Annotated in this window: 23 protein-coding genes; 18 read left to right on the forward strand and 5 right to left on the reverse strand. The window is 57.8% G+C overall.

The genetic code is table 11. The annotated features are described in order from the left end of the window. Window positions 1-3 precede the first annotated feature (3 nt). Window positions 4-1,029: a galactofuranose ABC transporter, ATP-binding protein YtfT gene (ytfT, locus tag ABLV07_RS18540; RefSeq protein WP_063443413.1), complete on the forward strand. Its 1,026-nt coding sequence runs from the start codon at window positions 4-6 to the stop codon at window positions 1,027-1,029. Next, window positions 1,016-2,014, forward strand: a complete 999-nt coding sequence (gene yjfF / locus ABLV07_RS18545; protein ID WP_015704198.1) for a galactofuranose ABC transporter, permease protein YjfF — start codon at window positions 1,016-1,018, stop codon at window positions 2,012-2,014. Before ytfT ends, yjfF begins: the two co-directional genes overlap by 14 nt. Window positions 2,015-2,056: 42 nt before the next feature. On the opposite strand, the gene fbp is transcribed toward yjfF, so the two are convergent. Continuing rightward, window positions 2,057-3,055: a class 1 fructose-bisphosphatase gene (gene fbp, locus ABLV07_RS18550; protein ID WP_015368583.1), complete on the reverse strand. Its 999-nt coding sequence runs from the start codon at window positions 3,053-3,055 to the stop codon at window positions 2,057-2,059. A gap of 174 nt (window positions 3,056-3,229) precedes the next feature. Here fbp and mpl point away from each other — a divergent pair, with 174 nt between their 5' ends. Next, window positions 3,230-4,603, forward strand: coding sequence for a UDP-N-acetylmuramate:L-alanyl-gamma-D-glutamyl-meso-diaminopimelate ligase (gene mpl / locus ABLV07_RS18555; protein WP_032709697.1), 1,374 nt, complete (start codon window positions 3,230-3,232; stop codon window positions 4,601-4,603). 68 nt (window positions 4,604-4,671) lie between these two features. Further along, window positions 4,672-5,193, forward strand: coding sequence for a GNAT family N-acetyltransferase (locus ABLV07_RS18560; protein WP_015368581.1), 522 nt, complete (start codon window positions 4,672-4,674; stop codon window positions 5,191-5,193). A 53-nt stretch (window positions 5,194-5,246) separates the two neighbouring features. Here the strand turns inward: ABLV07_RS18560 and yjgA are convergent, their stop codons facing one another. Next, complete coding sequence (gene yjgA / locus ABLV07_RS18565) at window positions 5,247-5,798, reverse strand: ribosome biogenesis factor YjgA (protein ID WP_015368580.1); 552 nt, start codon at window positions 5,796-5,798, stop codon at window positions 5,247-5,249. A gap of 94 nt (window positions 5,799-5,892) precedes the next feature. Here yjgA and pmbA point away from each other — a divergent pair, with 94 nt between their 5' ends. The 12 genes from pmbA to ABLV07_RS18625 all read left to right on the forward strand — a co-directional run bounded on the left by pmbA (window position 5,893) and on the right by ABLV07_RS18625 (window position 16,690). Beyond that, window positions 5,893-7,245 carry a metalloprotease PmbA gene (gene pmbA / locus ABLV07_RS18570; protein WP_045360325.1) on the forward strand — a complete coding sequence of 451 codons (1,353 nt, stop codon included), beginning with the start codon at window positions 5,893-5,895 and terminating at the stop codon, window positions 7,243-7,245. A gap of 64 nt (window positions 7,246-7,309) precedes the next feature. Beyond that, a complete protein-coding gene (gene cybC / locus ABLV07_RS18575) occupies window positions 7,310-7,696 on the forward strand; it encodes a cytochrome b562 (protein ID WP_045411086.1) in 387 nt (128 codons plus the stop codon). Between the two features lie 289 nt (window positions 7,697-7,985). Beyond that, complete coding sequence (locus tag ABLV07_RS18580) at window positions 7,986-8,324, forward strand: PRD domain-containing protein (RefSeq protein WP_015368577.1); 339 nt, start codon at window positions 7,986-7,988, stop codon at window positions 8,322-8,324. A 10-nt stretch (window positions 8,325-8,334) separates the two neighbouring features. Continuing rightward, window positions 8,335-8,697 (forward strand): SFCGS family glycine-rich protein, encoded by a 363-nt coding sequence (locus ABLV07_RS18585; protein ID WP_020079798.1) that lies wholly within the window; start codon window positions 8,335-8,337, stop codon window positions 8,695-8,697. Window positions 8,698-8,699: 2 nt separating this feature from the next. Continuing rightward, window positions 8,700-8,999: a DUF4312 family protein gene (locus tag ABLV07_RS18590; RefSeq protein WP_015368575.1), complete on the forward strand. Its 300-nt coding sequence runs from the start codon at window positions 8,700-8,702 to the stop codon at window positions 8,997-8,999. Window positions 9,000-9,020: 21 nt separating this feature from the next. Beyond that, entirely contained in the window at window positions 9,021-9,797 is a 777-nt protein-coding gene (locus ABLV07_RS18595) for a DUF4311 domain-containing protein (RefSeq protein WP_015368574.1), read from the forward strand. Between the two features lie 13 nt (window positions 9,798-9,810). Further along, complete coding sequence (locus ABLV07_RS18600; RefSeq protein ID WP_015368573.1) at window positions 9,811-10,455, forward strand: DUF4310 family protein; 645 nt, start codon at window positions 9,811-9,813, stop codon at window positions 10,453-10,455. 112 nt (window positions 10,456-10,567) lie between these two features. Next, window positions 10,568-11,701: an amidohydrolase/deacetylase family metallohydrolase gene (locus ABLV07_RS18605; RefSeq protein WP_157195100.1), complete on the forward strand. Its 1,134-nt coding sequence runs from the start codon at window positions 10,568-10,570 to the stop codon at window positions 11,699-11,701. Beyond that, window positions 11,685-12,803: a DgaE family pyridoxal phosphate-dependent ammonia lyase gene (locus ABLV07_RS18610; RefSeq protein WP_015704202.1), complete on the forward strand. Its 1,119-nt coding sequence runs from the start codon at window positions 11,685-11,687 to the stop codon at window positions 12,801-12,803. Before ABLV07_RS18605 ends, ABLV07_RS18610 begins: the two co-directional genes overlap by 17 nt. Further along, the gene (locus tag ABLV07_RS18615; RefSeq protein WP_020079796.1) at window positions 12,800-13,540 is read left to right on the forward strand and encodes a KDGP aldolase family protein; all 741 of its coding nucleotides are present in this window, start codon (window positions 12,800-12,802) and stop codon (window positions 13,538-13,540) included. The genes ABLV07_RS18610 and ABLV07_RS18615 overlap by 4 nt, the downstream gene beginning before the upstream one ends. 65 nt (window positions 13,541-13,605) lie before the next feature. After that, window positions 13,606-14,757, forward strand: coding sequence for a lactonase family protein (locus ABLV07_RS18620; protein ID WP_015368569.1), 1,152 nt, complete (start codon window positions 13,606-13,608; stop codon window positions 14,755-14,757). A 22-nt stretch (window positions 14,758-14,779) separates the two neighbouring features. Then, window positions 14,780-16,690, forward strand: coding sequence for a PRD domain-containing protein (locus ABLV07_RS18625; RefSeq protein WP_045360318.1), 1,911 nt, complete (start codon window positions 14,780-14,782; stop codon window positions 16,688-16,690). Between the two features lie 19 nt (window positions 16,691-16,709). Here ABLV07_RS18625 and nrdG read toward each other — a convergent pair whose 3' ends face one another. The 3 genes from nrdG to ABLV07_RS18640 form a co-directional block, all read right to left on the reverse strand. Then, window positions 16,710-17,174 (reverse strand): anaerobic ribonucleoside-triphosphate reductase-activating protein, encoded by a 465-nt coding sequence (gene nrdG / locus ABLV07_RS18630; RefSeq protein ID WP_015704204.1) that lies wholly within the window; start codon window positions 17,172-17,174, stop codon window positions 16,710-16,712. Window positions 17,175-17,416: 242 nt separating this feature from the next. Next, complete coding sequence (gene nrdD / locus ABLV07_RS18635) at window positions 17,417-19,555, reverse strand: anaerobic ribonucleoside-triphosphate reductase (RefSeq protein WP_015368566.1); 2,139 nt, start codon at window positions 19,553-19,555, stop codon at window positions 17,417-17,419. Between the two features lie 357 nt (window positions 19,556-19,912). Continuing rightward, window positions 19,913-20,656: a MurR/RpiR family transcriptional regulator gene (locus tag ABLV07_RS18640; RefSeq protein ID WP_015704205.1), complete on the reverse strand. Its 744-nt coding sequence runs from the start codon at window positions 20,654-20,656 to the stop codon at window positions 19,913-19,915. Between the two features lie 261 nt (window positions 20,657-20,917). On the opposite strand from ABLV07_RS18640, the gene ABLV07_RS18645 reads away from it, so the two are divergent. Next, on the forward strand, window positions 20,918-21,226 hold the full coding sequence (locus tag ABLV07_RS18645) for a PTS sugar transporter subunit IIB (protein WP_020079792.1): 309 nt from the start codon (window positions 20,918-20,920) through the stop codon (window positions 21,224-21,226). An 89-nt stretch (window positions 21,227-21,315) separates the two neighbouring features. Continuing rightward, window positions 21,316-22,623, forward strand: coding sequence for a 6-phospho-beta-glucosidase (locus tag ABLV07_RS18650; RefSeq protein ID WP_157195099.1), 1,308 nt, complete (start codon window positions 21,316-21,318; stop codon window positions 22,621-22,623). Window positions 22,624-22,645: the final 22 nt, after the last annotated feature.

Below are 22,645 nucleotides of genomic sequence, written 5' to 3' on the forward strand. Positions count from 1 at the left end.
AGCATGATGCCCAGAACCGTATCACAAAGCGGACAGCCAAAACGGCGCTTTAGCTGGCCGAAAGGGATGCCGCAAATTATCGCTCTCCTGCTGGTATTAGCGGTGGATAGCCTGGTGGCGCCGCATTTCTTCCAGGTGCTGCTGCAGGATGGGCGGCTGTTTGGCAGCCCGATTGACATTCTCAACCGCGCGGCGCCGGTGGCGCTGCTGGCGATTGGCATGACGCTGGTCATCGCCACCGGCGGCATCGATCTGTCGGTCGGTGCGGTAATGGCTATCGCCGGAGCGACCGCCGCCTCAATGACCGTCGCCGGGCACAGCCTGCCGGTGGTGCTGCTCGCCGCATTGGGCGCAGGCGCGCTGGCCGGCCTGTGGAACGGCATTCTGGTGGCCGTGCTGAAGATCCAGCCTTTTGTGGCCACGCTTATCCTGATGGTCGCCGGGCGCGGCGTCGCGCAGCTGATTACCTCCGGGCAGATAGTCACCTTTGATTCACCGGCGCTTTCCTGGCTCGGCAGCGGCTCCCTGTTGCTGCTGCCGACGCCGGTGATTATTGCCGTCGCAACGCTACTGTTGTTCTGGCTGTTTACCCGCCGGACCGCGCTCGGCATGTTTATTGAGGCGGTGGGGATCAATATCCGTGCGGCAAAGAATGCCGGGGTGAATACCCGCATCGTGGTGATGCTGGCCTATGTACTAAGCGGTATTTGCGCGGCGATTGCCGGCATTATCGTGGCGGCGGATATCCGCGGCGCCGACGCCAACAACGCCGGATTGTGGCTGGAACTGGACGCCATCCTGGCGGTGGTGATCGGCGGCGGTTCGCTGATGGGCGGGCGCTTCAATCTGCTGCTGTCGGTGGTGGGGGCGTTGATTATCCAGGGAATGAACACCGGGATTTTACTCTCCGGTTTCCCGCCGGAGCTCAACCAGGTGGTGAAAGCGGTGGTGGTGCTGTGCGTACTGATCGTTCAGTCGCCGCGCTTTATCGGTCTACTGAAAGGGGTACGCGGCCGTGATAAAACGTAATTTACCTTTGATGATCACCCTCGCGGTATTCGTGCTGGGCTATCTCTACTGCCTGACCCAGTTTCCGGGTTTTGCTTCGACGCGGGTGATTTGCAATATCCTGACCGATAACGCTTTCCTTGGGATCATCGCCGTCGGCATGACCTTCGTGATCCTCAGCGGCGGTATCGATCTGTCGGTCGGGTCGGTGATTGCCTTCACCGGCGTGTTTCTTGCCAAAGCGATCGGCTTTTGGGGGATCTCGCCGCTGCTGGCCTTTCCGCTGGTACTGGCCATGGGCTGCGCCTTCGGCGCGTTTATGGGATTGCTGATCGATGCGCTGAAAATTCCGGCATTTATCATCACCCTCGCCGGTATGTTTTTCCTGCGCGGCGTGAGCTATCTGGTCTCGGAAGAGTCGATTCCTATTAACCATCCGCTGTATGACACTCTGTCCGGGCTGGCGTGGACCATCCCCGGCGGCGGCCGCCTGAGCGCGATGGGGCTGCTGATGCTGCTGGTGGTGGTGCTGGGAATTTTCCTCGCCCATCGTACCCGCTTTGGCAACCAGGTTTATGCTATCGGCGGCAACGCCACGTCGGCCAATTTGATGGGCATTTCGACGCGTAGCACCACCATTCGCATCTATATGTTGTCGACCGGGCTGGCGACGCTTGCCGGCATCGTCTTCTCTATCTATACCCAGGCGGGCTACGCGCTGGCGGGCGTCGGCGTGGAACTGGATGCTATCGCTTCGGTGGTGATAGGCGGCACGCTGCTTAGCGGTGGCGTGGGAACGGTTCTGGGGACGCTGTTCGGCGTGGCGATTCAGGGGCTTATTCAGACCTACATCAACTTTGACGGTACGCTCAGTTCATGGTGGACGAAGATTGCCATCGGCATCCTGCTGTTTATCTTCATTGCGCTGCAGCGCGGGCTGACGGTGCTGTGGGAAAATCGCCAGAATGCGGCGGTGACTCGCGTGGGCGGGGCGATGAATCGCTAACAGGGAACTCCCTTCCCGCAGGGCGGGAAGGGAAGGTAGAAATTAAGCGTCCGGGAACTCTTTAATGAAGTTCTCGACGTCTTCTACCATGTGGTCGTTGCCGACGAAGAACGAACGGCGCTGGTGCAGGCTTTCCGGGATGATATCGAGAATACGCTCTTTACCATCGCTGGCTTTGCCGCCAGCCTGTTCCGCCAGCATCGCCATCGGGTTGCATTCGTACAGCAAACGCAGTTTCCCTTGCGGGTGGCTGGCGGTGCTCGGATACAGGTAGATGCCGCCTTTCAGCAGGTTACGGTGGAAGTCGGCCACCAGAGAACCGATATAGCGCGAGGTGTACGGGCGCTGGGTCTCTTTATCTTCTTCCTGACAGTACTTGATGTATTTCTTCACGCCCATCGGGAACTTGATGTAGTTACCTTCGTTGATGGAGTAGGTTTTGCCTTTCTCCGGGAAGCGCATCCGCTCCTGGCTCAGGCAGAAGACGCCGAGTGACGGGTCGTAGGTAAAGGCGTGCACGCCGCAGCCGGTGGTGTAGACCAGCATGGTGGAGGAGCCGTAAACCACATAACCCGCGGCAACCTGTTTGTTACCCGGCTGCAGGAAGTCTTCTTCGGTGACCGGCGTACCGACCGGCGTGACGCGGCGGTAGATAGAGAAGATAGTCCCCACGGAGACGTTAACGTCAATGTTGGAGGAGCCATCCAGCGGATCCATCAGCACAACGTATTTGGCGTGTTCGCACCCTTCGAAGACCACGATTTCATCTTCTTCTTCCGAGGCGATACCGGCGACGATATCACGTGCGCGCAGTGCAGCTTTTAATTTTTCATTCGCGAACAGGTCCAGCTTCTGCTGAACTTCACCCTGAACGTTTTCCGCACCGCTGGCACCCAGGATATCGACCAGACCGGCCTTATTGATATCGCGGTGGATGATCTTGGCGCCCAATTTTATTGCCGACAACAAAGCAGTCAGCTCACCGGTAGCGTGGGAGAACTCGTGCTGCTTTTCGACAATAAATTCACCTAACGTTTTCATAACTCGTTCCCTGCATTTTTATGTTGAGTAAAACGAACGCAACAATCTTAACAAATAATAAAAAAACTGCGCACAGGTGAATCGCGCCAGCAAATGCAGATTTGCCTGAAATGCATTTCTCAGGGGGCCTACATATGGGTAAAATGCGGGTCAGATTAATGAGGGAAGTAACGAATGCGCATTCATATTTTAGGAATCTGTGGCACGTTTATGGGGGGGCTGGCAATGCTGGCACGTTCCCTCGGGCATCAAGTAACCGGCTCGGATGCTAACGTTTATCCGCCAATGAGCACCCTGCTGGAAAACCAGGGCATCGATCTGATTCAGGGCTATGACGCCAGCCAACTGGACCCGCAGCCGGACCTGGTGATTATCGGCAACGCTATGACCCGCGGTAATCCGTGCGTCGAAGCGGTACTGGAAAACAACATTCCGTACATGTCCGGCCCGCAGTGGCTGCACGACTTCGTTCTGCGCGACCGCTGGGTGCTGGCCGTCGCCGGTACTCACGGTAAAACCACCACCGCCGGCATGGCGACGTGGATCCTCGAAGCCTGCGGCTATAAGCCGGGCTTCGTTATCGGCGGCGTACCGGGGAACTTCGATGTTTCCGCACGCCTGGGCGACAGCCCGTTCTTCGTGATTGAAGCCGACGAATATGACTGCGCCTTCTTCGACAAGCGTTCCAAGTTCGTTCACTACTGCCCGCGCACGCTGATCCTCAATAACCTTGAGTTTGACCATGCGGATATCTTTGACGACCTGAAAGCGATTCAGAAACAGTTCCACCACCTGGTGCGCATCGTGCCGGGCAAAGGCAAAATTATTCTGCCGGAGAGCGACATCAACCTGAAGCAGGTGATGGCGATGGGCTGCTGGAGCGAACAGGAGCTGGTGGGCGAACAGGGGCACTGGCAGGCGAAGAAACTCAACGCCGATGCCTCGCAGTGGGAAGTCCTGCTCGACGGCGAAAAAGTCGGCGAAGTGAACTGGGCGCTGGTCGGCGAACATAATATGCACAACGGCCTGATGGCGATTGCCGCGGCGCGTCATGTCGGCGTGGTGCCGGCGGATGCCGCTAACGCGCTGGGCAGCTTTATCAACGCCCGCCGCCGCCTTGAGCTACGCGGCGAAGCCAACGGCGTGACCGTCTACGACGATTTTGCCCACCATCCGACGGCCATTCTCGCGACGCTGCAGGCGCTGCGCGGCAAAGTCGGCGGCACCGCGCGTATTCTGGCGGTGCTGGAGCCGCGTTCCAACACCATGAAAATGGGCGTCTGCAAAGACGATCTGGCGCCGTCTCTCGGCCGCGCCGATGAAGTCTTCCTGCTACAGCCGCAGCATATCCCGTGGCAGGTGGCGGAAGTGGCGGAAGCCTGCGTACAGCCGGCGCACTGGAGCGCCGACGTCGATACGCTGGTGGACATGATCGTGAAAACCGCGCATCCGGGTGACCATATTCTGGTGATGAGCAACGGCGGCTTCGGCGGTATTCATCAGAAGCTGCTGGATAAACTGGCGCAAAAAGCGGCCGCGGCAGAATAAGCGCGAACGCTTCCGGTTACTGCCCTCCGCGTGAGGGCAGTTTTGTTTTTGCCATCAGGGATTGTGTGATGCTGACCTGTGAAAGAGTACTTTCTACCGACTCGCCCCATTTCGCCACGCTTGACGCGCTGTACGCCCGCGCCTTTCCGTGGCACGAACAGCGCGAAAGCGACGCCAAACTTCAGGCGCTGAGCAACCCGCACTATGCGTTGGAAGCGTGGTTTGATGACGGGGGATTTATTGGCCTGAGCGGCTGCTGGCAGTTTGCCGGTTATAGCTATATCGAACATCTGGCGATTGACGACACCCTGCGTTCGCGCGGTTATGGCAAACAGTTGCTGGCGCAGATCCTGACGCGCGCGCCGCTGACCATTCTGGAAATCGATCCGCTCACCAGCGAAATCGCCCATAAACGGCTGCGCTTTTATCAGTCGATGGGATTCCATGCCAATGCCTGGGCGCACCGCCATCCGACTTATCATCAAGGAATCGACGATCATGAACTGCTGGTGCTGAGCTATCCGCAGCCGATCGATGCGGCGCAGTATCAGCAGTTTGCCCGCGATTTAGGGCGCGAGGTGATGGGGTAGCCCGGATAAGGCGCAACGCGCCGCCATCCGGGAGATGGCGGTTAGCGTGGGGACTAGCCTTCGTTTTCGGCCAGTTCGCGCAGATACTGGAAGATCAGGCGCGCGGATTTCGGCGGCTTGTTGCCTTCTTTCTCTTTTTTGGCATTACGGATCAGTGAGCGCAGCTGCTGACGGTCAGCGTCTGGCCACAGGTTCAATACCTCTACGACCGCATCATCGCCATTATCAATCAGGCGATCGCGGATTTGTTCCAGCTTATGGAACAGCGCAACCTGCTGGTTGTGACGGTTCTTCAGCTTATCCAGCGCCTGGCGAATCGGATCGACGTCGCGGTTACGCAGCATTTTACCAATCAGCTGCAGCTGGCGGCGGCGGCCTTCTTTCTTGATACGCTGGGCGAGTTCAATGGCGTCGCGCAGGTCGGTATCGAGCGGCAGCTTATCCAGCGCGTTCTTACCAAGGTCTACCATTTCCGCGCCAAGACGCTTCAGTTCTTCCGCATCGCGCTTAATTTCACTCTTGCTGACCCAGATAATTTCATCATCTTCATCTTCAACGTCATCACCGGGCACGTCGTCGAGCCAGTCTTCGGGCTGCTTTGTCATCTCAGGCTCCTTAAAAAAGAGGCTAATGTTACCAGTTAAGGCGCGCACTGAAAAACGGTTCTCTGTTAGACTTCAGTTAACTCCTTCTTACATTATGGCATTAGCAATGAAAGTCATCTCTCAAGTTGCACAGCAGCGTAAGACGCTGGAAGAAGCCGTTAGTACGGCACTGGAACTGGCGGCAGGCAAATCCGACGGTGCGGAAGTCTCCGTCAGCAAGACCACCGGCATCGGCGTCAGCACCCGCTACGGTGAGGTGGAGAATGTTGAATTCAATAGCGACGGCGCGCTGGGCATCACCGTTTATCATCAAAACCGTAAAGGCAGCGCCTCGTCGACCGACCTGAGCCCGGACGCTATCGCCCGTACCGTGCAGGCGGCGCTGGATATCGCGCGTTACACCTCGCCGGACCCGTTTGCCGGCGTGGCGGATAAAGAACTGCTGGCCTTTGACGCCCCGGATCTGGACCTGTTCCATCCGGCAGAGGTCTCTCCGGATGAAGCCATCGAGCTGGCCGCCCGCGCCGAGCAGGCCGCCTTGCAGGCCGACAAACGTATTACCAATACCGAAGGCGGCAGCTTCAACAGCCACTATGGGATTAAAGTTTTTGGTAATAGCTACGGCATGCTCCAGAGCTACTGCTCTACCCGCCATTCGCTCTCCAGCTGCGTGATTGCCGAAGAAAACGGCGATATGGAACGCGACTATGCCTACACCATTGGCCGCGCTCTTGGCGACTTACAGACCCCGGAGTGGGTCGGCAACGAATGCGCCCGTCGCACTTTGTCGCGCCTGGCGCCGCGTAAGCTGTCGACGATGAAAGCGCCGGTTATCTTCGCCAACGAAGTGGCCACCGGGCTGTTTGGCCACCTGGTCGGGGCGATTGCCGGCGGCGCGGTCTACCGTAAATCGACCTTCCTGCTCGACTCCCTCGGCAAACAGATCCTGCCGGAGTGGCTGACCATCGAAGAACACCCGCATCTGCTGAAGGGGCTGGCCTCCACGCCGTTCGACAGCGAAGGCGTGCGCACCGAACGTCGCGACATCATCAAAGACGGCGTGCTGACCCAGTGGCTGCTGACTAACTACTCCGCGCGCAAGCTGGGTATGAAAAGCACCGGCCACGCCGGCGGTATCCATAACTGGCGCATCAACGGCCGCGGCCTGAGTTTTGCAAAGATGCTTAAAGAGATGGGCACCGGGCTTGTGGTCACCGAATTGATGGGGCAGGGTGTCAGTGGCGTGACCGGCGACTACTCGCGCGGCGCATCCGGTTTCTGGGTAGAAAACGGCGAAATTCAGTATCCGGTCAGTGAGATCACCATCGCCGGAAATCTGAAAGAAATGTGGCGTAATATTGTCACCGTCGGCGACGATATCGAAACGCGCAGCAATATTCAGTGTGGTTCCGTGCTGCTGCCGGAGATGAAAATCGCCGGTCAATGACCTGTGTGCCGGGCGCGTCCTGCCGCGCCCGCTTGATATCTTCATAATAAAAAGGAAGTGAGCAATGCGTAAAAAAATGTTAGCGATGCTGGCTGTCTCTGCTTTTGCGCTCGGTTCGGCATCGGCGTTCGCCGATCTTGGCGAAGACATGGACACCCTTGCGGAAAACCTGCAGGTGGTACAAAAAACCTCTGACATTGGCGAGCTGAAAGCGGCGCTGAATAAGATGCGCACCGCTGCGGTTGACGCGCAGAAAGAGACGCCGCCAAAACTGGAAGGCAAAGCGGCCGATAGCCCGGAGATGAAAGATTTCCGCCACGGTCTGGAAACGCTGGTCGGCCAGATCGACGGCGCGCTGAAGTTAGCTGACGCTGGTAAGCTTAAAGAGGCGCAGGCTGCCGCGGAGGACTTCAAAACTACCCGCAATACTTACCATAAGAAGTATCGCTAATCGCCATTTTCGGGAGGCGTCAGCCGATGTCTCCCGCCTAAAAGCCTACCTGTATCACATTTTTCCCTTTTCTTTTTCCGGTCTTTCTGCGGTCGTTTTCCGCTAAACCTCGCTCATTGTTGTGATGTGCATCACGTCATATCGCCTGTTTTTACATTTATCCGGCGAATATGTGGAGTCGATCACCTAAGCCTTCTCCCTTTCCACTTCGAAGTGGAAAACAACTCGCTACAAACTCCTGACCCCCGGCGCTACTTTGGATTCCAGAGACATCAGCGGGGTAACACAAGTGAATAACGGAGCGGTAATAAACGACGTAGGGGAGCAGGCGGCGCAGACCGAACGCCTGGCTGACAAGATGTTACAGCAGGTATTCGCCCTGTTAAGCCGTCACGACATCGTCCCTAACGACGTTCAGGAGCAAATGCTGACTTCCCACGTGCGGGCCATGGCCCACCGGTCAATCAGCGGCGAACCGCTACCGGAAGTGGATGCCAGTCTGTTCGAAGAAATTTCTGAAGATTCAATGATGCTGGCCCGCGAAGTGGTCGCACAGTTCGGCAACCTGCCTGATGAAGAGGCCTGGTTGTTGTCCGTCCACTTCGAAGTCGCAAAAGAAAACCTGTAAGGAGCAAAACATGGAACAAATCACCGTAGTTATTGGCGACCGTCTGGGTAAAGGACAAAAAGTCGCGGCAGGCGCAGAAAAAGCCGGCGCACATGCAGTGGTCGTCCCTGGCGTTGCTGCAGATATGAAACTTGGCGACATGATGAAAGCGGAAAACGCCTCTTTCGGCATCTCCTTCTGCGGTAGCGGCGGCGCAGGCGCCATCACCGCGCAGACCAAGTACGGTTACAAAGCAAAATACGGCATGCGTTCTATTGAAGAGGGCGTCACCGCCATCAACGAAGGCTGCAACGTGCTGGGCTTCGGCTTCATGGATAAAGAAGAGCTGGGCGAGCGCCTGGTTGAAGCCTGGAAAAAGAAATACGGCGCATAAGTATGAAAGAGCAATTCACCACCACGGTGAGGGTTGCAGGCAAAGGCGAAAGCAAATCACGGGCCTTCGCCGATGCCCTGAACCATGTGCAGGCTGCGGTGATGAAATCATCATCGCGCATCCTACTGCGTATTGAGCCACAGGACGTGACGGTTGTTCATGCGCGTGAAGCGGTACGAAAAGAGGCGTTTCTGTTCATCTTTTTGCGCCGTGAACGACGGACCTACAGCGTGGAGCTGGACGTCACCGTCAACGTGACCGCCATCGATCTCGATAAAGTGGATTTCGTCACGCAAACCTGATTGTTACCAAAGGGTCAGACTATGTTCCTGATAATTTTAATAAAATCGCTCATCATCGGCGGCCTGGTCGGCGTCGGCGTGGGCGCCGGAGCGGCACGCATGTTTCACGCGCCCACCACGCAAGGGATGGGGGCGTTTCGTACCTTGGGCGAGCTGAATTCCTGCGAAGGCGATCCGGCTTCTCACTTCTCTTTTGGTCTCGGCTTCTTCTTTAACGCCTGGGCCTCTTCCGTTGCAGCAGGCTCCTTCACTCAGGACGTTGACCACCGCATTATCCCGAACTGGGGCGCGGCGGCGTTGATGGTGAAAAATCGTAACGTTGGCGAAACGCTACACGATCCGAAAAAAATGGCCATTGCCTGCGGCATCATCGGCATGATCGTCGTCGCCTTCCTTAACCTGACCGCCTCTTCCGTACCGGAAGCGCTGCAGGTCACCGCCGTTAAGGTATTGGTTCCGGCGGCAAACCTGCTGGTGAACACCGTGATGCCGGTGATTTTCTGGCTGGCGGCTATCGATGCCGGTAAGAAATCAGGCTTCTGGGCGACGATTTTCGGCGGCGCGGCACAGCTGATTATGGGGAACGCCGTACCGGGTCTGGTACTGGGGATCCTGATCGGTAAAGGCGTAGAAGAGAGCGGCTGGAACCGGGTAACCAAAGTGATGATGATCGCCATTGTCGCGTTGTTCGTCCTCAGCGGCTTCTTCCGCGGCTTCGACATGAAGATGCTCGAATCCTTCCATCTGACCGTGCCGAACTGGCTGGACATGATCCACAACTCACTCAGCGGCAAGTAACGGGAGCCTGATAATGGAACAGAATAAAGGTTTTTGGTATGCCGACTGGTCGTTCCCGATCTTTGTTGGCCTGCTCTCCTCCGGCGTCTTCGCCGGGACGCACATGTACTATCTGTACGGCATCGGCGCCTTTAACGAAGTGGCCTTCGTGGCGATGTTGAAGGCAGGGATTGATACCGGCGCGTACGGCGCGGTGGCGGCATTCGGCGCAAGCTTCCTGTTCGCCCGCATCATCGAAGGTTCGCTGGTGGGGATTCTGGATATCGGCGGCGCCATTCAGACCGGTATCGGCCTCGGCGTACCGGCGCTGCTGCTCGGCGCGGGCTTTGTCTTCCCGGTGGCGAACTTCGCCGCGTCGCTGGCAACCGGCCTGATCCTCGGCCTGGCAGTCGGCTACATCATCATTCTGGCGCGTAAGTTCACCATCAACCAGAGCGACTCCACCTACGGCGCCGACGTGATGATGGGGGCCGGTAACGCCTCCGGCCGCTTCCTCGGCCCCTTGATCATCCTCAGTGCGATGACGGCGTCTATTCCTATCGGAATTGGTTCTTTGGTTGGCGCACTGCTGTTCTACATCTGGCAGAAACCGATCACCGGCGGCGCCATCCTCGGCGCGATGATCCTCGGTTCCATCTTCCCGATTGCGATTAGCTAATCGCCCGATGGCGCCGCGCTTATCGGGCCTGCAAGTCAGCGCGATTTGTAGGCCGGATAAGGCGGTACGCCGCCATCCGGCAACAGATTCACTCTTTCATCAGGAGATAGCTATGTTTGATTTACTCCTGCGCCGTGCGCGCCTCGTCGACGATACCCTGACTGATATCGCCATCCAGGACGGGAAAATCGCGGCGCTGGGCGAGATTAGCGCGCCCTCCCGTAAAACCATCGAGCTGAACGGCAAGGTTTACGTCAGCGCTGGCTGGATTGACTCTCACGTTCACTGCTACCCGAATTCACCAATTTATCACGATGAGCCGGATAGCGTCGGCATCGCCACCGGCGTCACCACCGTGATTGATGCCGGCAGCACTGGCGCCGACGACGTCGATGACTTCTATCAACTGACCCGTAAAGCGGCGACGGAAGTTTATGCGTTGCTCAACATCTCCCGCGTCGGGCTGATTGCGCAGAATGAGCTGGCGAATATGGCTAATATCGACGCCGCCGCGGTGAAGCAGGCGGTGCAACGTCATCCTGATTTTATCGTCGGCCTGAAGGCGCGGATGAGCAGCAGCGTCGTCGGCGAAAGCGGCATTACGCCGCTGGCGCGCGCCAAAGCCATTCAGCAGGAAAACGGCGATCTGCCGTTGATGGTGCACATTGGCAATAACCCGCCGAACCTCGATGAAATCGCCGATCTGCTGAGCAGTGGCGACATCATTACCCACTGCTATAACGGCAAGCCGAACCGTATTCTTAATCCTGCCGGCGAGCTGCGCAGCTCCATTACTCGCGCTCTGCAGCGCGGCGTGCGCCTCGATGTCGGCCACGGTACCGCCAGTTTCAGCTTTGAAGTGGCGCGGCGGGCGATTGCGATGGGCATTCTGCCGCACACCATTAGCTCCGATATTTACTGCCGTAACCGTATCGACGGCCCGGTGCGCTCGCTGGCGCTGGTGATGTCGAAATTCCTCGCCATCGGCATGACCCTGCCGCAGGTCATTGACTGCGTGACCGTCAGCGCCGCCGAGGGGCTGCGCCTGACGCGTAAAGGGCGCCTGGAAGTGGGCTTCGATGCCGATTTAACGCTATTTAACCTGCAGCATCAGCCCACGTTGCTGGTGGATGCCGAAAAAGAGAGCCTGCAGGCTGACAACATTCTGGTGCCGCTGGCCGCGATTCGCGCGGGCAAGGGCTATCTGACCGAACAAGGGAGCGCGGAACATGCCTTCGATTTTTGAGAAATACCATTTAAAACAAGTTATTAACACTTCTGGCCGAATGACGGCGCTGGGCGTTTCCACGCCGCGCCCGGAAGTGGTTGAAGCCGCGATGGCCGGTATGAACCAGTACTTTGAAATGAAAGACCTGGTGAATAAAACCGGCGAGTACATCGCCAAACTGCTGGATGTGGAAGGGGCGACCGTTGTCTCCTGCGCGTCGGCGGGGATTGCCCAGTCGGTCGCGGCGGTGCTGGTGAAAGACAGCGACTGGCTGCTGGAGAACCTGCACGTAACGCCAGTTGAGAATAACGAAATCGTGCTGCCGAAGGGCCACAACGTCAACTTCGGCGCGCCGGTTGGCACCATGGTGGCGCTGGGCGGCGGTAAGCTGGTGGAAGCGGGCTACGCCAACGAATGTTCTGCCCAACAGCTGGCGGCGGCGATCACTCCGCGCACCGCGGCGATTCTGTACATCAAATCCCACCACTGTGTGCAAAAAAGCATGCTTAACGTCGCGCAGGCCGCGGAAGTGGCGCGCCAGCATAACTTGCCGCTGATCGTCGATGCGGCGGCGGAAGAAGATTTGCAGTGCTACTACCGCATGGGCGCCGACCTGGTTATCTACAGCGGCGCGAAAGCGATTGAAGGGCCGACCAGCGGGCTGGTCATCGGCAAAACGCAGTACGTTGAGTGGGTTAAGCGCCAGTCGATGGGGATTGGCCGGGCGATGAAAGTGGGCAAAGAGGGCATTCTCGGCCTGACCTGCGCCATTGAACACTACCTGACGGCGACCAAAGAGAGCGGCCAGCAGATGGTGGACAAGATGACGCCGTTTATCGAACAGCTCAACACTCTCAACGGCGTGACCGCGCGGGTGGTGTGGGATAGCGCGGGCCGTGATATCGCCCGCGCCGAAATTAAATTTGATGAAGCGACCACCGGCGTGAATACCGGCGATCTGGTTAACGCCCTGAAGCAGGGCGAATACGCCATTTACTTCCGCGGCTATAAAGCGAATGAAGGCATTATCGAAGCCGATGTCCGCAGCGTGAACGCGCAGCAGCTGGAGGTGGTCGCTCGCCGCATCGCAGAAGTTCTGAATAAGGAGAAAAAAGCATGAAACTGACCCCAAACTTTTACCGTGACCGCGTGTGCCTGAACGTACTGGCGGGTAGCAAAGACAACGCCCGTGAAATTTACGACGCGGCGGAAGGTCACGTACTGGTCGGCGTGCTTTCCAAAAACTATCCGGACGTCGCCAGCGCGGTGGCCGATATGCGTGAATACGCGAAGCTGATTGATAACGCGCTCTCCGTCGGGCTGGGCGCAGGCGATCCAAACCAGTCGGCGATGGTGAGCGAGATTTCTCGCCAGGTGCAGCCGCAGCACGTCAACCAGGTCTTCACCGGCGTGGCTACCAGCCGCGCGCTGCTCGGGCAGAATGAGACCGTGGTGAATGGCCTGGTCTCGCCGACCGGCACGCCGGGAATGGTGAAGATCTCAACCGGCCCGCTGAGCAGCGGCGCGGCGGATGGGATTGTTCCGCTGGAAACCGCCATCGCGCTGTTAAAAGATATGGGCGGCAGCTCAATCAAATACTTCCCGATGGGCGGCCTGAAGCACCGCGCCGAGTTTGAAGCCGTAGCCAAAGCCTGCGCCGCGCACGATTTCTGGCTGGAACCGACCGGCGGTATCGATCTGGAAAACTACAGCGAGATCCTGAAAATCGCGCTGGATGCCGGCGTGAGTAAAATCATCCCGCATATTTACAGCTCGATTATCGATAAAGCCAGCGGCAACACCCGCCCGGCCGATGTGCGCCAGTTGCTGGAGATGACCAAACAGTTAGTGAAGTAGTGCCTTGCCCCTCACCCTCAAAGGGTGAGGGGCAACTTATCCCACCGAACCATCAAGGAGTTACCATGCCAACCGCTCGTCACCTGCTTGTTGCTTCACTGTCTTTGCTTGCCGCCGGCGCCGCCGCGCAAACCCACTACGCCTGGATTGGTACCTATAATCCTAATGGCGAAGGTCTGTATCGCTTTACCGTCGATGCCAAAACCGGCGCTCTGCGCGATAAGGCGCTGGTGAGCTCGTTGCCGAACGTCGCGCAGTTAACCGTATCGCGCGATGGCAAAACGCTGTATGCCGCCAGTGAAGTCGAAAAAGGCGTGGTGCAGGCGTGGCGAATTGACAAGAACGGCGAGCTGACGGAACTCAACCAGGTTGCCTCCGGCGGCGCCGGGCCGGTGTATCTCTCCCTGACGCCGGATGGTAAATATCTGTTGGTGGCCAACTATGTTAGCGGCAGCACCGCCGTGCTACCGGTGAAAGAAGATGGTAGCCTGGGCGAGGCGGTGGATGTGCATCAGGATGAAGGTCCGGCCGGCGCCGAACGTCCGGCGGCGGCCGTCGAGGGCAGCTTTGCCATTAGCGATCACAATGGCCCTCACGCCCATATGATCGCCGCGGATCCAAGTGGGAAGTTTGTTTACTCCACCGATCTCGGGCTGGATCGGATCTATCAGTACCGGCTGGATAGCGCCAGCGGTAAGCTGACGCCGAACGATCCGCCGTTTATCGCCGCCTCATCGCCGGGAGCCGGCCCGCGCCACTTCGTCTTTACGCCAAAGGGCGACGGTCTGTGGCTGATTAACGAAGAAGCGTCGACGCTGACCTTCTATCATCTTGATAAGCAAAGCGGCCTGCTGCGCGAAGGCAAAACCGTCTCCGCGCTGCCGAAAGAGTATAAGGGCACCAGCTTTGCCGCGGGCCTGGTGTTGAGCAACGATGGCAAACAGCTATATGTCGCCAACCGCCTGCATAACAGCATTGCCCACTTTAGCGTGCTGGCTGACGGCAGCCTGAGCCACCAGGAGGATATCTGGACGCGTGGGGATTACCCCCGTACGCTGACGCTGGATAATCAGGGGCAGTGGCTGTACGTCATGAACCAGCGTAGCGATAATATTACCCGTTTTAGCGTGGCGCCGAAGGATGGCAAATTAACCTTTGCCCCAGACTACACGCCGGTCGGTAGCCCATCGCAGATGGTGATATCCGCCCAACCCTGAGCCGTAACAACAAGGAACTGACATGCGATTTCCCAACCAACGCTTAGCGCAACTCTTCACCCTGCTGCGAAATGAAACGCTGCCGCAGGATGAACTGGCGCAGCGGCTGTCGGTTTCTACCCGTACCGTGCGCGCCGATATTACCGCGCTGAATGCGCTGTTGGCGCAGTATGGCGCGCAGTTTACGCTCAACCGCGGTAGCGGTTATCAGCTGAAGATTGACGACCGATCGCGTTTTCAGGCGCTGGAGGAGACGGCGCCGAAGACGCAGCACGTGCCGCGTACCGCCCAGGAGCGCATCCACTTTTTGCTGGTGCGTTTCCTGACCTCGGCGTTCTCCATCAAGCTGGAAGATCTGGCCGATGAGTGGTTCGTCAGCCGCGCCACGCTGCAAAATGATATGGTCGAGGTGCGCGAGCGCTTCCAGCGTTATCAGTTGACTCTTGAAACCCGCCCGCGCCACGGCATGAAGCTGTTCGGCAGCGAGGTATCGATTCGCGCCTGCCTGACCGATTTACTGTGGGAGCTGACGCTGCAGGGCGGCATGAATCCGCTGATTAGCGCCGAGGCGCTGGAAGCGGATGTTCCTGCGCAACTGGAACCGGTGCTGCAGGAGACGCTCACGCGGCATCATATTCGCCTCACCGATGTCGGCGAGCGCTTTATCTGCCTGTACGGCGCGGTCGTGGTACGCCGCGTTAGTGAAGGCTATCCGCTGGCCGATTTTAGCGCCGAAGATGTGGCGCAAAACGTCCGCGACGCGGCGCGCGATCTGGCGGGAGAGCTACAGCGGTTGGCCGGAAAACCCTTCTCGCCCGCCGAGGAAGAGTGGCTGTGCGTGCATATCGCCGCCCGTCAGGTACAGGATGTCGATCCGGAAACCATCAGCGCCGACGATGACGAAGCGCTGGTCAATTACATTCTGCGTTACATCAACAGCCAGTATAACTACAACCTGCTGGACGACGCCCAGTTGCACGCCGATCTGCTGACCCACATTAAAACCATGATCACCCGTGTGCGCTATCAGATAATGATCCCCAATCCGCTGCTCGATAACATCAAACAGCACTATCCGATGGCATGGGATATGACACTCGCCGCGGTATCGAGCTGGGGCAAATACACGCCTTATACCATCAGCGAAAACGAAATCGGCTTTCTGGTGCTGCATATTGGCGTCGGGCTGGAACGCCACTACAACATCGGCTACCAGCGCCAGCCGCACGTACTGCTGGTGTGCGATACCAGTAATGCGATGGTGCGGATGATCGAAGCGATCCTGCAGCGTAAATATCCGCAGTTGGCGATCGCCGCTACCATTTCCCAGCGTGAATATGAACAGCGGGAGGCGATCGATGAGGATTTTGTTATCTCAACGGTACGGATCGGCGAAAAAGACAAACCGGTGGTGACCATCGCGCCGTTCCCCACCGATTACCAGTTAGATCAGATTGGCAAGCTGGTGCTGGTGGATCGCACCCGTCCGTGGATGTTGAATAAATACTTCGATGCCGCCCATTTCCGGGTGATCGATAAGCCGATAGATCAGCAAACGCTGTTCGCCGAGCTGTGTCAGCAGCTGCAGCAGGAAGGCTTCGTCGATGCAGAATTTCATGATTCGGTGGTCGAGCGTGAAGCGATTGTCAGCACCATGCTGGGCGACGGTATTGCGCTGCCGCACGCCCTCGGCCTGTTAGCGAAAAAGACGGTGGTCTATACCGTGATCGCCCCGCAGGGTATCGCCTGGGGCGACGAAACCGCCCATATCATCTTCCTGCTCGCTATCAGCAAGAGCGAGTATGAAGAGGCGATGGCGATCTACGATATTTTCGTGACTTTCCTGCGCGAGCGCGCCATGAGCCGCCTTGCCGCGACCCGTAGCTTCGATGAGTTTAAAACGGTAGCCATGGAGTGCGTCAGCCGGTTTTGAGAGGCTGACGGAGAGGGGATTAACGCAAATGATGCACGACCTGGTTGCTGCTGCCGCGCCAGATAAGCGCCGGGTCTTTTAAATCCTGCACAAACTTACCGTCGACCAGCACGTTAATCAGGTTCACGACTTCCATCTGCCCGGCGTTCAGTTCGTCAATCTTATAGCCCGTCCAGACCCAGATATCTTTACCGGGGCATTCGGCGCGTACGCGCTGAACCAGATTGAGGATCTCCGCGACGTTTTGCGGATGCAGCGGATCGCCGCCGGAGAGTGAAAGCCCCTGGCGTTTAATGCGGGTATCGTTGAGGTCGGCAATGATGCGGTCGGCCATCCCGGTTGTGAACGGCATACCGGAATTTACCCGCCAGGTGCTTTTGTTGTAGCAGCCGGGGCATTCGTGGACGCAGCCGGAGACAAACAGGGTGCAGCGGGTGCCGGGGCCGTTGACGATGTCGACGGGGTAATACTGGTGATAATTCATTGTTTCCTCTTCTCATTTGCCGCTGCAGCGGCGTTGGCTGCGCTCGCTCGCCCGGGTCACTTACTCCAGTAAGCTCCCCGGGACTTACTCGTTTGCCGCCTTGCTCTGACGTTAATTGCTTTGCGAAAACGAAGGAGTGCGGCCATTTCCCGGCGTCGCTGAGCTCGGCCGGGCTACGACAGTGGCAGTGGTAGCCCGGATAAGGCGCTGCGCGCCGCTATCCGGGAAAAGCGCATTGGTCTTTAACCAATCTGCCCATTGCCCAGGTGCTTCACGCGGCGCTTCACTTCTTCCTGCTTGCCGGCGTTGAACGGACGCGCGTCCGGGCTGCCGAGATAACCGCATACCCGGCGGGTCACCGATACGCGGGCGGCGTCGTGATTGCCGCATTTCGGGCAGGTAAAGCCCTTGCTGGTGCACTCGAACTCGCCGGTATATCCGCACTCGTAGCATTCATCGATCGGCGTATTGGTGCCGTAGTACGGTACGTGCTGATAGCTGTAATCCCACACGTCTTCCAGCGCCTTGAGGTTATGCTGGATATTCGGATATTCGCCGTAGCAAATGAAGCCGCCGTTGGCCAGCGGCGGATACGGCGCTTCAAAATCGATCTTGTCGTACGGGTTAACCTTCTTCTCGACGTCGAGATGGAAGCTATTGGTGTAGTAGCCTTTTTCGGTCACGCCCGGTACCACGCCGAATTCGGCGGTATCGAGGCGGCAGAAGCGATCGCACAGGTTTTCGCTCGGCGTGCTGTACAGGCTGAAGCCGTAGCCGGTCTCTTCCTTCCATTGTTCAACGGCGTCGCGCAGACGCTGAACGATGGCGATGCCTTTTTCACGCAGCGCTTCGCTATCGTACATATGCTGATTGTTGTACAGCGCGTTGATGGTCTCGTGAATCCCGATGTAGCCCAGGGAAATGGACGCGCGGCCATTCTTGAAAATTTCCGCGACGTCATCGTCGGCTTTCAGACGCACGCCGCAGGCGCCTTCCATATACAGAATTGGCGCGACGCGGGCTTTCACCCCTTCCAGACGGGCGATACGGGTCATCAGCGCTTTGCGCGCCAGCAGCAGGCGCTCGTCCAGCAGCGCCCAGAAAGCGGCTTCGTCGCCTTTCGCTTCCAGCGCGATACGCGGCAGGTTCAGGCTGATAACGCCGAGGTTGTTGCGCCCATCGTGTACCTGTTCGCCGTTCTCGTTTTCCCATACACCGAGGAAACTGCGGCAGCCCATCGGCGTTTTAAACGACCCGGTGACTTTCACTACCTGATCGTAGTTGAGAATATCCGGGTACATGCGTTTGCTGGCGCACTCTAAGGCCAGCTGTTTGATGTCATAGTTCGCATCGCCGAACTTATGGTTCAGGCCGTCGCGAATGGCGAAGACCAGTTTCGGGAATACCGCCGTTTTGCGGTTTTTCCCGAGGCCGGCGATGCGGTTGCGCAGAATCGACTGCTGGATCAGGCGCGACTCCCAGCTGGTGCCGAGGCCAAAACCAAAGGTGACGAACGGCGTCTGGCCATTGGCGGTATGCAGCGTGTTGACCTCATACTCCAGCGACTGGAACGCGTCGTAGCACTCTTTCTCGGTACGCGTACGGGCATACCCTTCGGCATCCGGGATCTGCCACTCTTCGGCAATTTTACGATGCTTTTTGAAGCTCTCGGTGACGAACGGCGCCAGCACTTCATCGATACGGTTAATGGTGGTGCCGCCGTAAATATGGCTGGCGACCTGGGCGATAATCTGCGCCGTGACCGCGGTGGCGGTAGAGATAGACTTCGGCGGCTCAATTTCGGCATTGCCCATTTTAAAGCCGTGCGTCAGCATGCCTTTCAGGTCGATCAGCATGCAGTTGAACATCGGGAAGAACGGCGAATAGTCGAGATCGTGGTAGTGGATCTCGCCGCGCTCGTGCGCCTGCACCACATCGCGAGGTAGCAGGTGCTGACGGGCATAGTGTTTGGCCACGATACCGGCCAGCAGATCGCGCTGGGTCGGGATCACTTTACTGTCTTTGTTGGCGTTCTCGTTGAGCAGCGATGAGTTGGTTTGCTCGACCAGACCACGAATTTCCTGGTTCAGACGGCCGCGCTTTTCACGCTCGATATCGCGATCGTGGCGATATTCGATATAGGCGCGCGCCAGCTGTTTCCACGGGCCGGACATCAACTGGTTTTCCACGGCGGTCTGGATGTCGTTGATATCGACCTGCGCGCGGCCCTGCATTTGCTGGCTAACGACTTCTGCGACGGTGGCGCAATAGTCTGCGTCATCGACTCCCGCTGCTTTAGCTGCACGCAGAATTGCTTCTTTAATGCGCTCTGACTTGAACGGCACTTTACAGCCATCACGTTTCATCACATGCGGTGTCATGATCACTCCATATATAGAACAGGTTATCCACAGAGGCGGAAGGTCTCCCAAAAGCGCGCCACGCTACGAGTAGCGGCGTTTGCCTTCGGATCCGGCCCTTTTTATCCACATCTCATCACCGCCCAACAACGACAAGATATGGTGACATAATAGACGATTAATACAATATGTAGGGCCGAGGCGCATTTTAAGTTCTATATGTAGTGATTTGCATCAAAGATGTTTGCGATTTTATTGACCCAGAACAAGGTAAAAAGGTGAGAGTACGGATGATGGGCGCTAGCGTGAAATGTAAATTTAGGCGCTTAAAATATAAGCAAAAATGGGGCCCGATCGCGAAGGGAACGGGCAGAATATTCAGGCAATCAATGTATCGTTAAGCAGATCGACAAGCAGCAGCAGGGCGTAGCGGGCATGCTGCGGGTTGACGGGCAGGGGAAGCACGGCGCTGGCCATATCCGCCAGCGCGTGCTGTTCCGGGGTCAGAGCGATAATCGTCACCCCTTGCGTACGCGCCTGCAGCGTCGCGCTTTGTAATACGGCATTGGCATCGGCGGTGGCCAGCACCAGCAGCAGGTGATCGTCATTAAGGGTACTGGCAGTCATTCGCATCAGCGCCGAATCCTGGCAGAGATTAATCGCGATACCGGATGGCAGCAACTGGTGCTGAAGCAGCGCCGCCAGCGCCACGTCCTGGGCGCCGAGGGCGAAGCAATGCACCGCGCGGGCGCTCAGCAGGCGCGATTTGCACTTCTCCACCGCCGCTTCGGCGGTGTGGCCGAGCTGACGGGTTAGCGTATCGCCGAGGCTGCTAAGTTTGTCGCGCCAGGCGACGGGCAGGGCGGCGCTATCCGGCGTGAGCCAGCTGGCGCGCCGTTCGCTGGCCTGAGCCAGCTGTTTGCGTAAATCACGAATATCATCACAACCTACCGAACGGGCGAAGCGGGTGATGGTGGCCGGGCTGACCCCCGCGCTGGCGGCCAGTTCGTCAATCGAGGCGCTGGCGGTAAAGCTAAGATTTTCCAGAATAAAGGCGGCGACGCGCGACTCCTGAGCGCTAAAGCGGACCAATCCGTCCTGTAGTTGACCTACGATATCCATCCTGATGTTCCCTTTGGCAGTACCCGGAATTGAAAATATTTTTCACTTAGTGAATAGCCGTTTTTATAGCACCTGCGCAGAATATTTCCTATGTCTGGCGTCGATGTTTCGCAATGGCATGAGGAAATGATGCGCAAAAATTGAGCCTCGATCACATCGGTGAAAATTATTTTCATATAGCCTTCACTATCACACAATATTAACAATATAGTCGCATAGGTCGTGAAGGCTGAAGCGATAAACACGCAAAGGGGAAGCGCAATGCCACGAATCGTACTCTGTTGTGCCGCAGGCATGTCGACCAGCATGCTGGTGAACAAAATGAAAGCGGAAGCCCAGCAGCGCGCGCTGGCGCTGGAAATCTATGCCGTAGCGGTGGCGGAATTTGAACGCGAACTGCCGAACGCCGACGTCATCCTGCTCGGGCCGCAGGTCAAATACGAAGCCGGCCGCCTGACCGCGCTGGCGGCGCCGCAGGGTAAAGCGGTGGCGGTGATTGATATGGCCGACTACGGCATGATGCGCGGCGCCGCGGTGCTGGATAAAGCGCTGGCCCTGCTCGAACGCTAATTTTCTAATCCCATTTTTATCACCCTCACGTGCGGTCCTGGCGATCGCGCGCGGCGATCTGCATGCCGAAAATGCGAATAGAGGTCACTATGCAAGCACTGAAAATCGCCGTTATCGGCGGCGGCAGCAGCTACACGCCGGAGCTTATTGAAGGGATTATCGTTCGTTATGAACAGCTTCCGGTCACCGAACTGGCGCTGGTGGATGTCGAATCCGGCAGGGAAAAGGTTGAGATCATTGCCGCGCTGGCCCGGCGGATGTTGAAACATAAAGGGCTGGAGCAGGTGGCGGTCAGCGTCCACTTTACGCTCGATGAGGCGATCCGCGGCGCCAGCTTTGTGCTGACGCAGCTACGCGTCGGGCAACTGGCGGCGCGCGCCGCGGATGAACGGCTGGGTCTCAAATATCATCTATTGGGCCAGGAGACCACCGGCGTCGGCGGGTTCGCCAAGGCGCTACGGACGATCCCGGTGATCCTCGAAGTTGCGCGCAAAGTGGAACAGCTGGCGCCGGAAGCGTTCATTCTTAACTTTACCAACCCGGCGGGGATCGTCACCGAGGCGGTCAGCCGCTACAGCACGGCGAAGATCATCGGCCTGTGCAACGTGCCGATCAACATGCAGCACATGATCGTCGGGATGTTAGGCGCGCAGGAGTCCGAAGTGAAATTGCGCTTTGCCGGGCTCAACCATATGGTCTGGGTGCATAAGGTGCTACAGGGGCGCGAGGATGTCACCGGCAAAGTGATCGATATGCTCTGCGACGGTAAGGCACTGTCGATGAACAACATTAAAGAACTGCCGTGGCCGGCGGAATTCCTCCGCGCGCTAAAGGCGATTCCGTGCCCTTATCATCGTTATTTCTGGCTGACGCCGGCGATGCTGGCGGAAGAGATCGCCGCAGCGCAAACCAAAGGCACCCGCGCCGAGCAGGTGATGAAGGTCGAGCAGGAGCTGTTTGCGCTGTACGCCGACCCGCAGCTGGAAGAAAAACCAGAGCAGCTGAGCTTTCGCGGCGGCGCTTACTACTCGGAAGTGGCCGTTGAGCTTATCAATGCGATTCACAACAACCTGGGCGCGGAGATGGTGGTAAACACCCGCAACAACGGCGCGATTCACGGCCTGGATGATGATGCGGTGGTGGAAACCAACAGCATTATCGATGCGCAAGGGGCGCGGCCGCTGGCGTTCGGCCCGCTGCCGCCGGCGATGAACGGCCTGACGCAGCAGGTGAAGGCCTTTGAACGGCTGACGATTGAAGCCGCGGTACACGGCTGTCGCGAGAGCGCGCTGCTGGCGCTGGTGGCTAACCCGCTGGTCGGTAACGTCACCGATGCCCAGGCGCTGCTGGATGAAGTGTTAACAATAAACCGTCAATGGCTGACGCAATTTAACTGACCGCTATTTCCCTCGGGAGCAC

This window comes from Klebsiella sp. CN_Kp097, from assembly GCF_040064495.1.
Lineage (GTDB): Bacteria > Pseudomonadota > Gammaproteobacteria > Enterobacterales > Enterobacteriaceae > Klebsiella > Klebsiella aerogenes.

Excerpts from the sequence above, each read along its gene's own strand:
- ytfT (WP_063443413.1), top strand. The coding sequence starts at position 4 with ATGATGCCCAGAACCGTATCACAAAGCGGACAGCCAAAACGGCGCTTT.
- fbp (WP_015368583.1), bottom strand. The coding sequence starts at position 3,055 with ATGAAAACGTTAGGTGAATTTATTGTCGAAAAGCAGCACGAGTTCTCC.
- mpl (WP_032709697.1), top strand. The coding sequence starts at position 3,230 with ATGCGCATTCATATTTTAGGAATCTGTGGCACGTTTATGGGGGGGCTG.
- ABLV07_RS18560 (WP_015368581.1), top strand. The coding sequence starts at position 4,672 with ATGCTGACCTGTGAAAGAGTACTTTCTACCGACTCGCCCCATTTCGCC.
- yjgA (WP_015368580.1), bottom strand. The coding sequence starts at position 5,798 with ATGACAAAGCAGCCCGAAGACTGGCTCGACGACGTGCCCGGTGATGAC.
- pmbA (WP_045360325.1), top strand. The coding sequence starts at position 5,893 with ATGGCATTAGCAATGAAAGTCATCTCTCAAGTTGCACAGCAGCGTAAG.
- cybC (WP_045411086.1), top strand. The coding sequence starts at position 7,310 with ATGCGTAAAAAAATGTTAGCGATGCTGGCTGTCTCTGCTTTTGCGCTC.
- ABLV07_RS18585 (WP_020079798.1), top strand. The coding sequence starts at position 8,335 with ATGGAACAAATCACCGTAGTTATTGGCGACCGTCTGGGTAAAGGACAA.
- ABLV07_RS18590 (WP_015368575.1), top strand. The coding sequence starts at position 8,700 with ATGAAAGAGCAATTCACCACCACGGTGAGGGTTGCAGGCAAAGGCGAA.
- ABLV07_RS18595 (WP_015368574.1), top strand. The coding sequence starts at position 9,021 with ATGTTCCTGATAATTTTAATAAAATCGCTCATCATCGGCGGCCTGGTC.
- ABLV07_RS18600 (WP_015368573.1), top strand. The coding sequence starts at position 9,811 with ATGGAACAGAATAAAGGTTTTTGGTATGCCGACTGGTCGTTCCCGATC.
- ABLV07_RS18605 (WP_157195100.1), top strand. The coding sequence starts at position 10,568 with ATGTTTGATTTACTCCTGCGCCGTGCGCGCCTCGTCGACGATACCCTG.
- ABLV07_RS18610 (WP_015704202.1), top strand. The coding sequence starts at position 11,685 with ATGCCTTCGATTTTTGAGAAATACCATTTAAAACAAGTTATTAACACT.
- ABLV07_RS18615 (WP_020079796.1), top strand. The coding sequence starts at position 12,800 with ATGAAACTGACCCCAAACTTTTACCGTGACCGCGTGTGCCTGAACGTA.
- ABLV07_RS18620 (WP_015368569.1), top strand. The coding sequence starts at position 13,606 with ATGCCAACCGCTCGTCACCTGCTTGTTGCTTCACTGTCTTTGCTTGCC.
- ABLV07_RS18625 (WP_045360318.1), top strand. The coding sequence starts at position 14,780 with ATGCGATTTCCCAACCAACGCTTAGCGCAACTCTTCACCCTGCTGCGA.
- nrdG (WP_015704204.1), bottom strand. The coding sequence starts at position 17,174 with ATGAATTATCACCAGTATTACCCCGTCGACATCGTCAACGGCCCCGGC.
- nrdD (WP_015368566.1), bottom strand. The coding sequence starts at position 19,555 with ATGACACCGCATGTGATGAAACGTGATGGCTGTAAAGTGCCGTTCAAG.
- ABLV07_RS18640 (WP_015704205.1), bottom strand. The coding sequence starts at position 20,656 with ATGGATATCGTAGGTCAACTACAGGACGGATTGGTCCGCTTTAGCGCT.
- ABLV07_RS18645 (WP_020079792.1), top strand. The coding sequence starts at position 20,918 with ATGCCACGAATCGTACTCTGTTGTGCCGCAGGCATGTCGACCAGCATG.
- ABLV07_RS18650 (WP_157195099.1), top strand. The coding sequence starts at position 21,316 with ATGCAAGCACTGAAAATCGCCGTTATCGGCGGCGGCAGCAGCTACACG.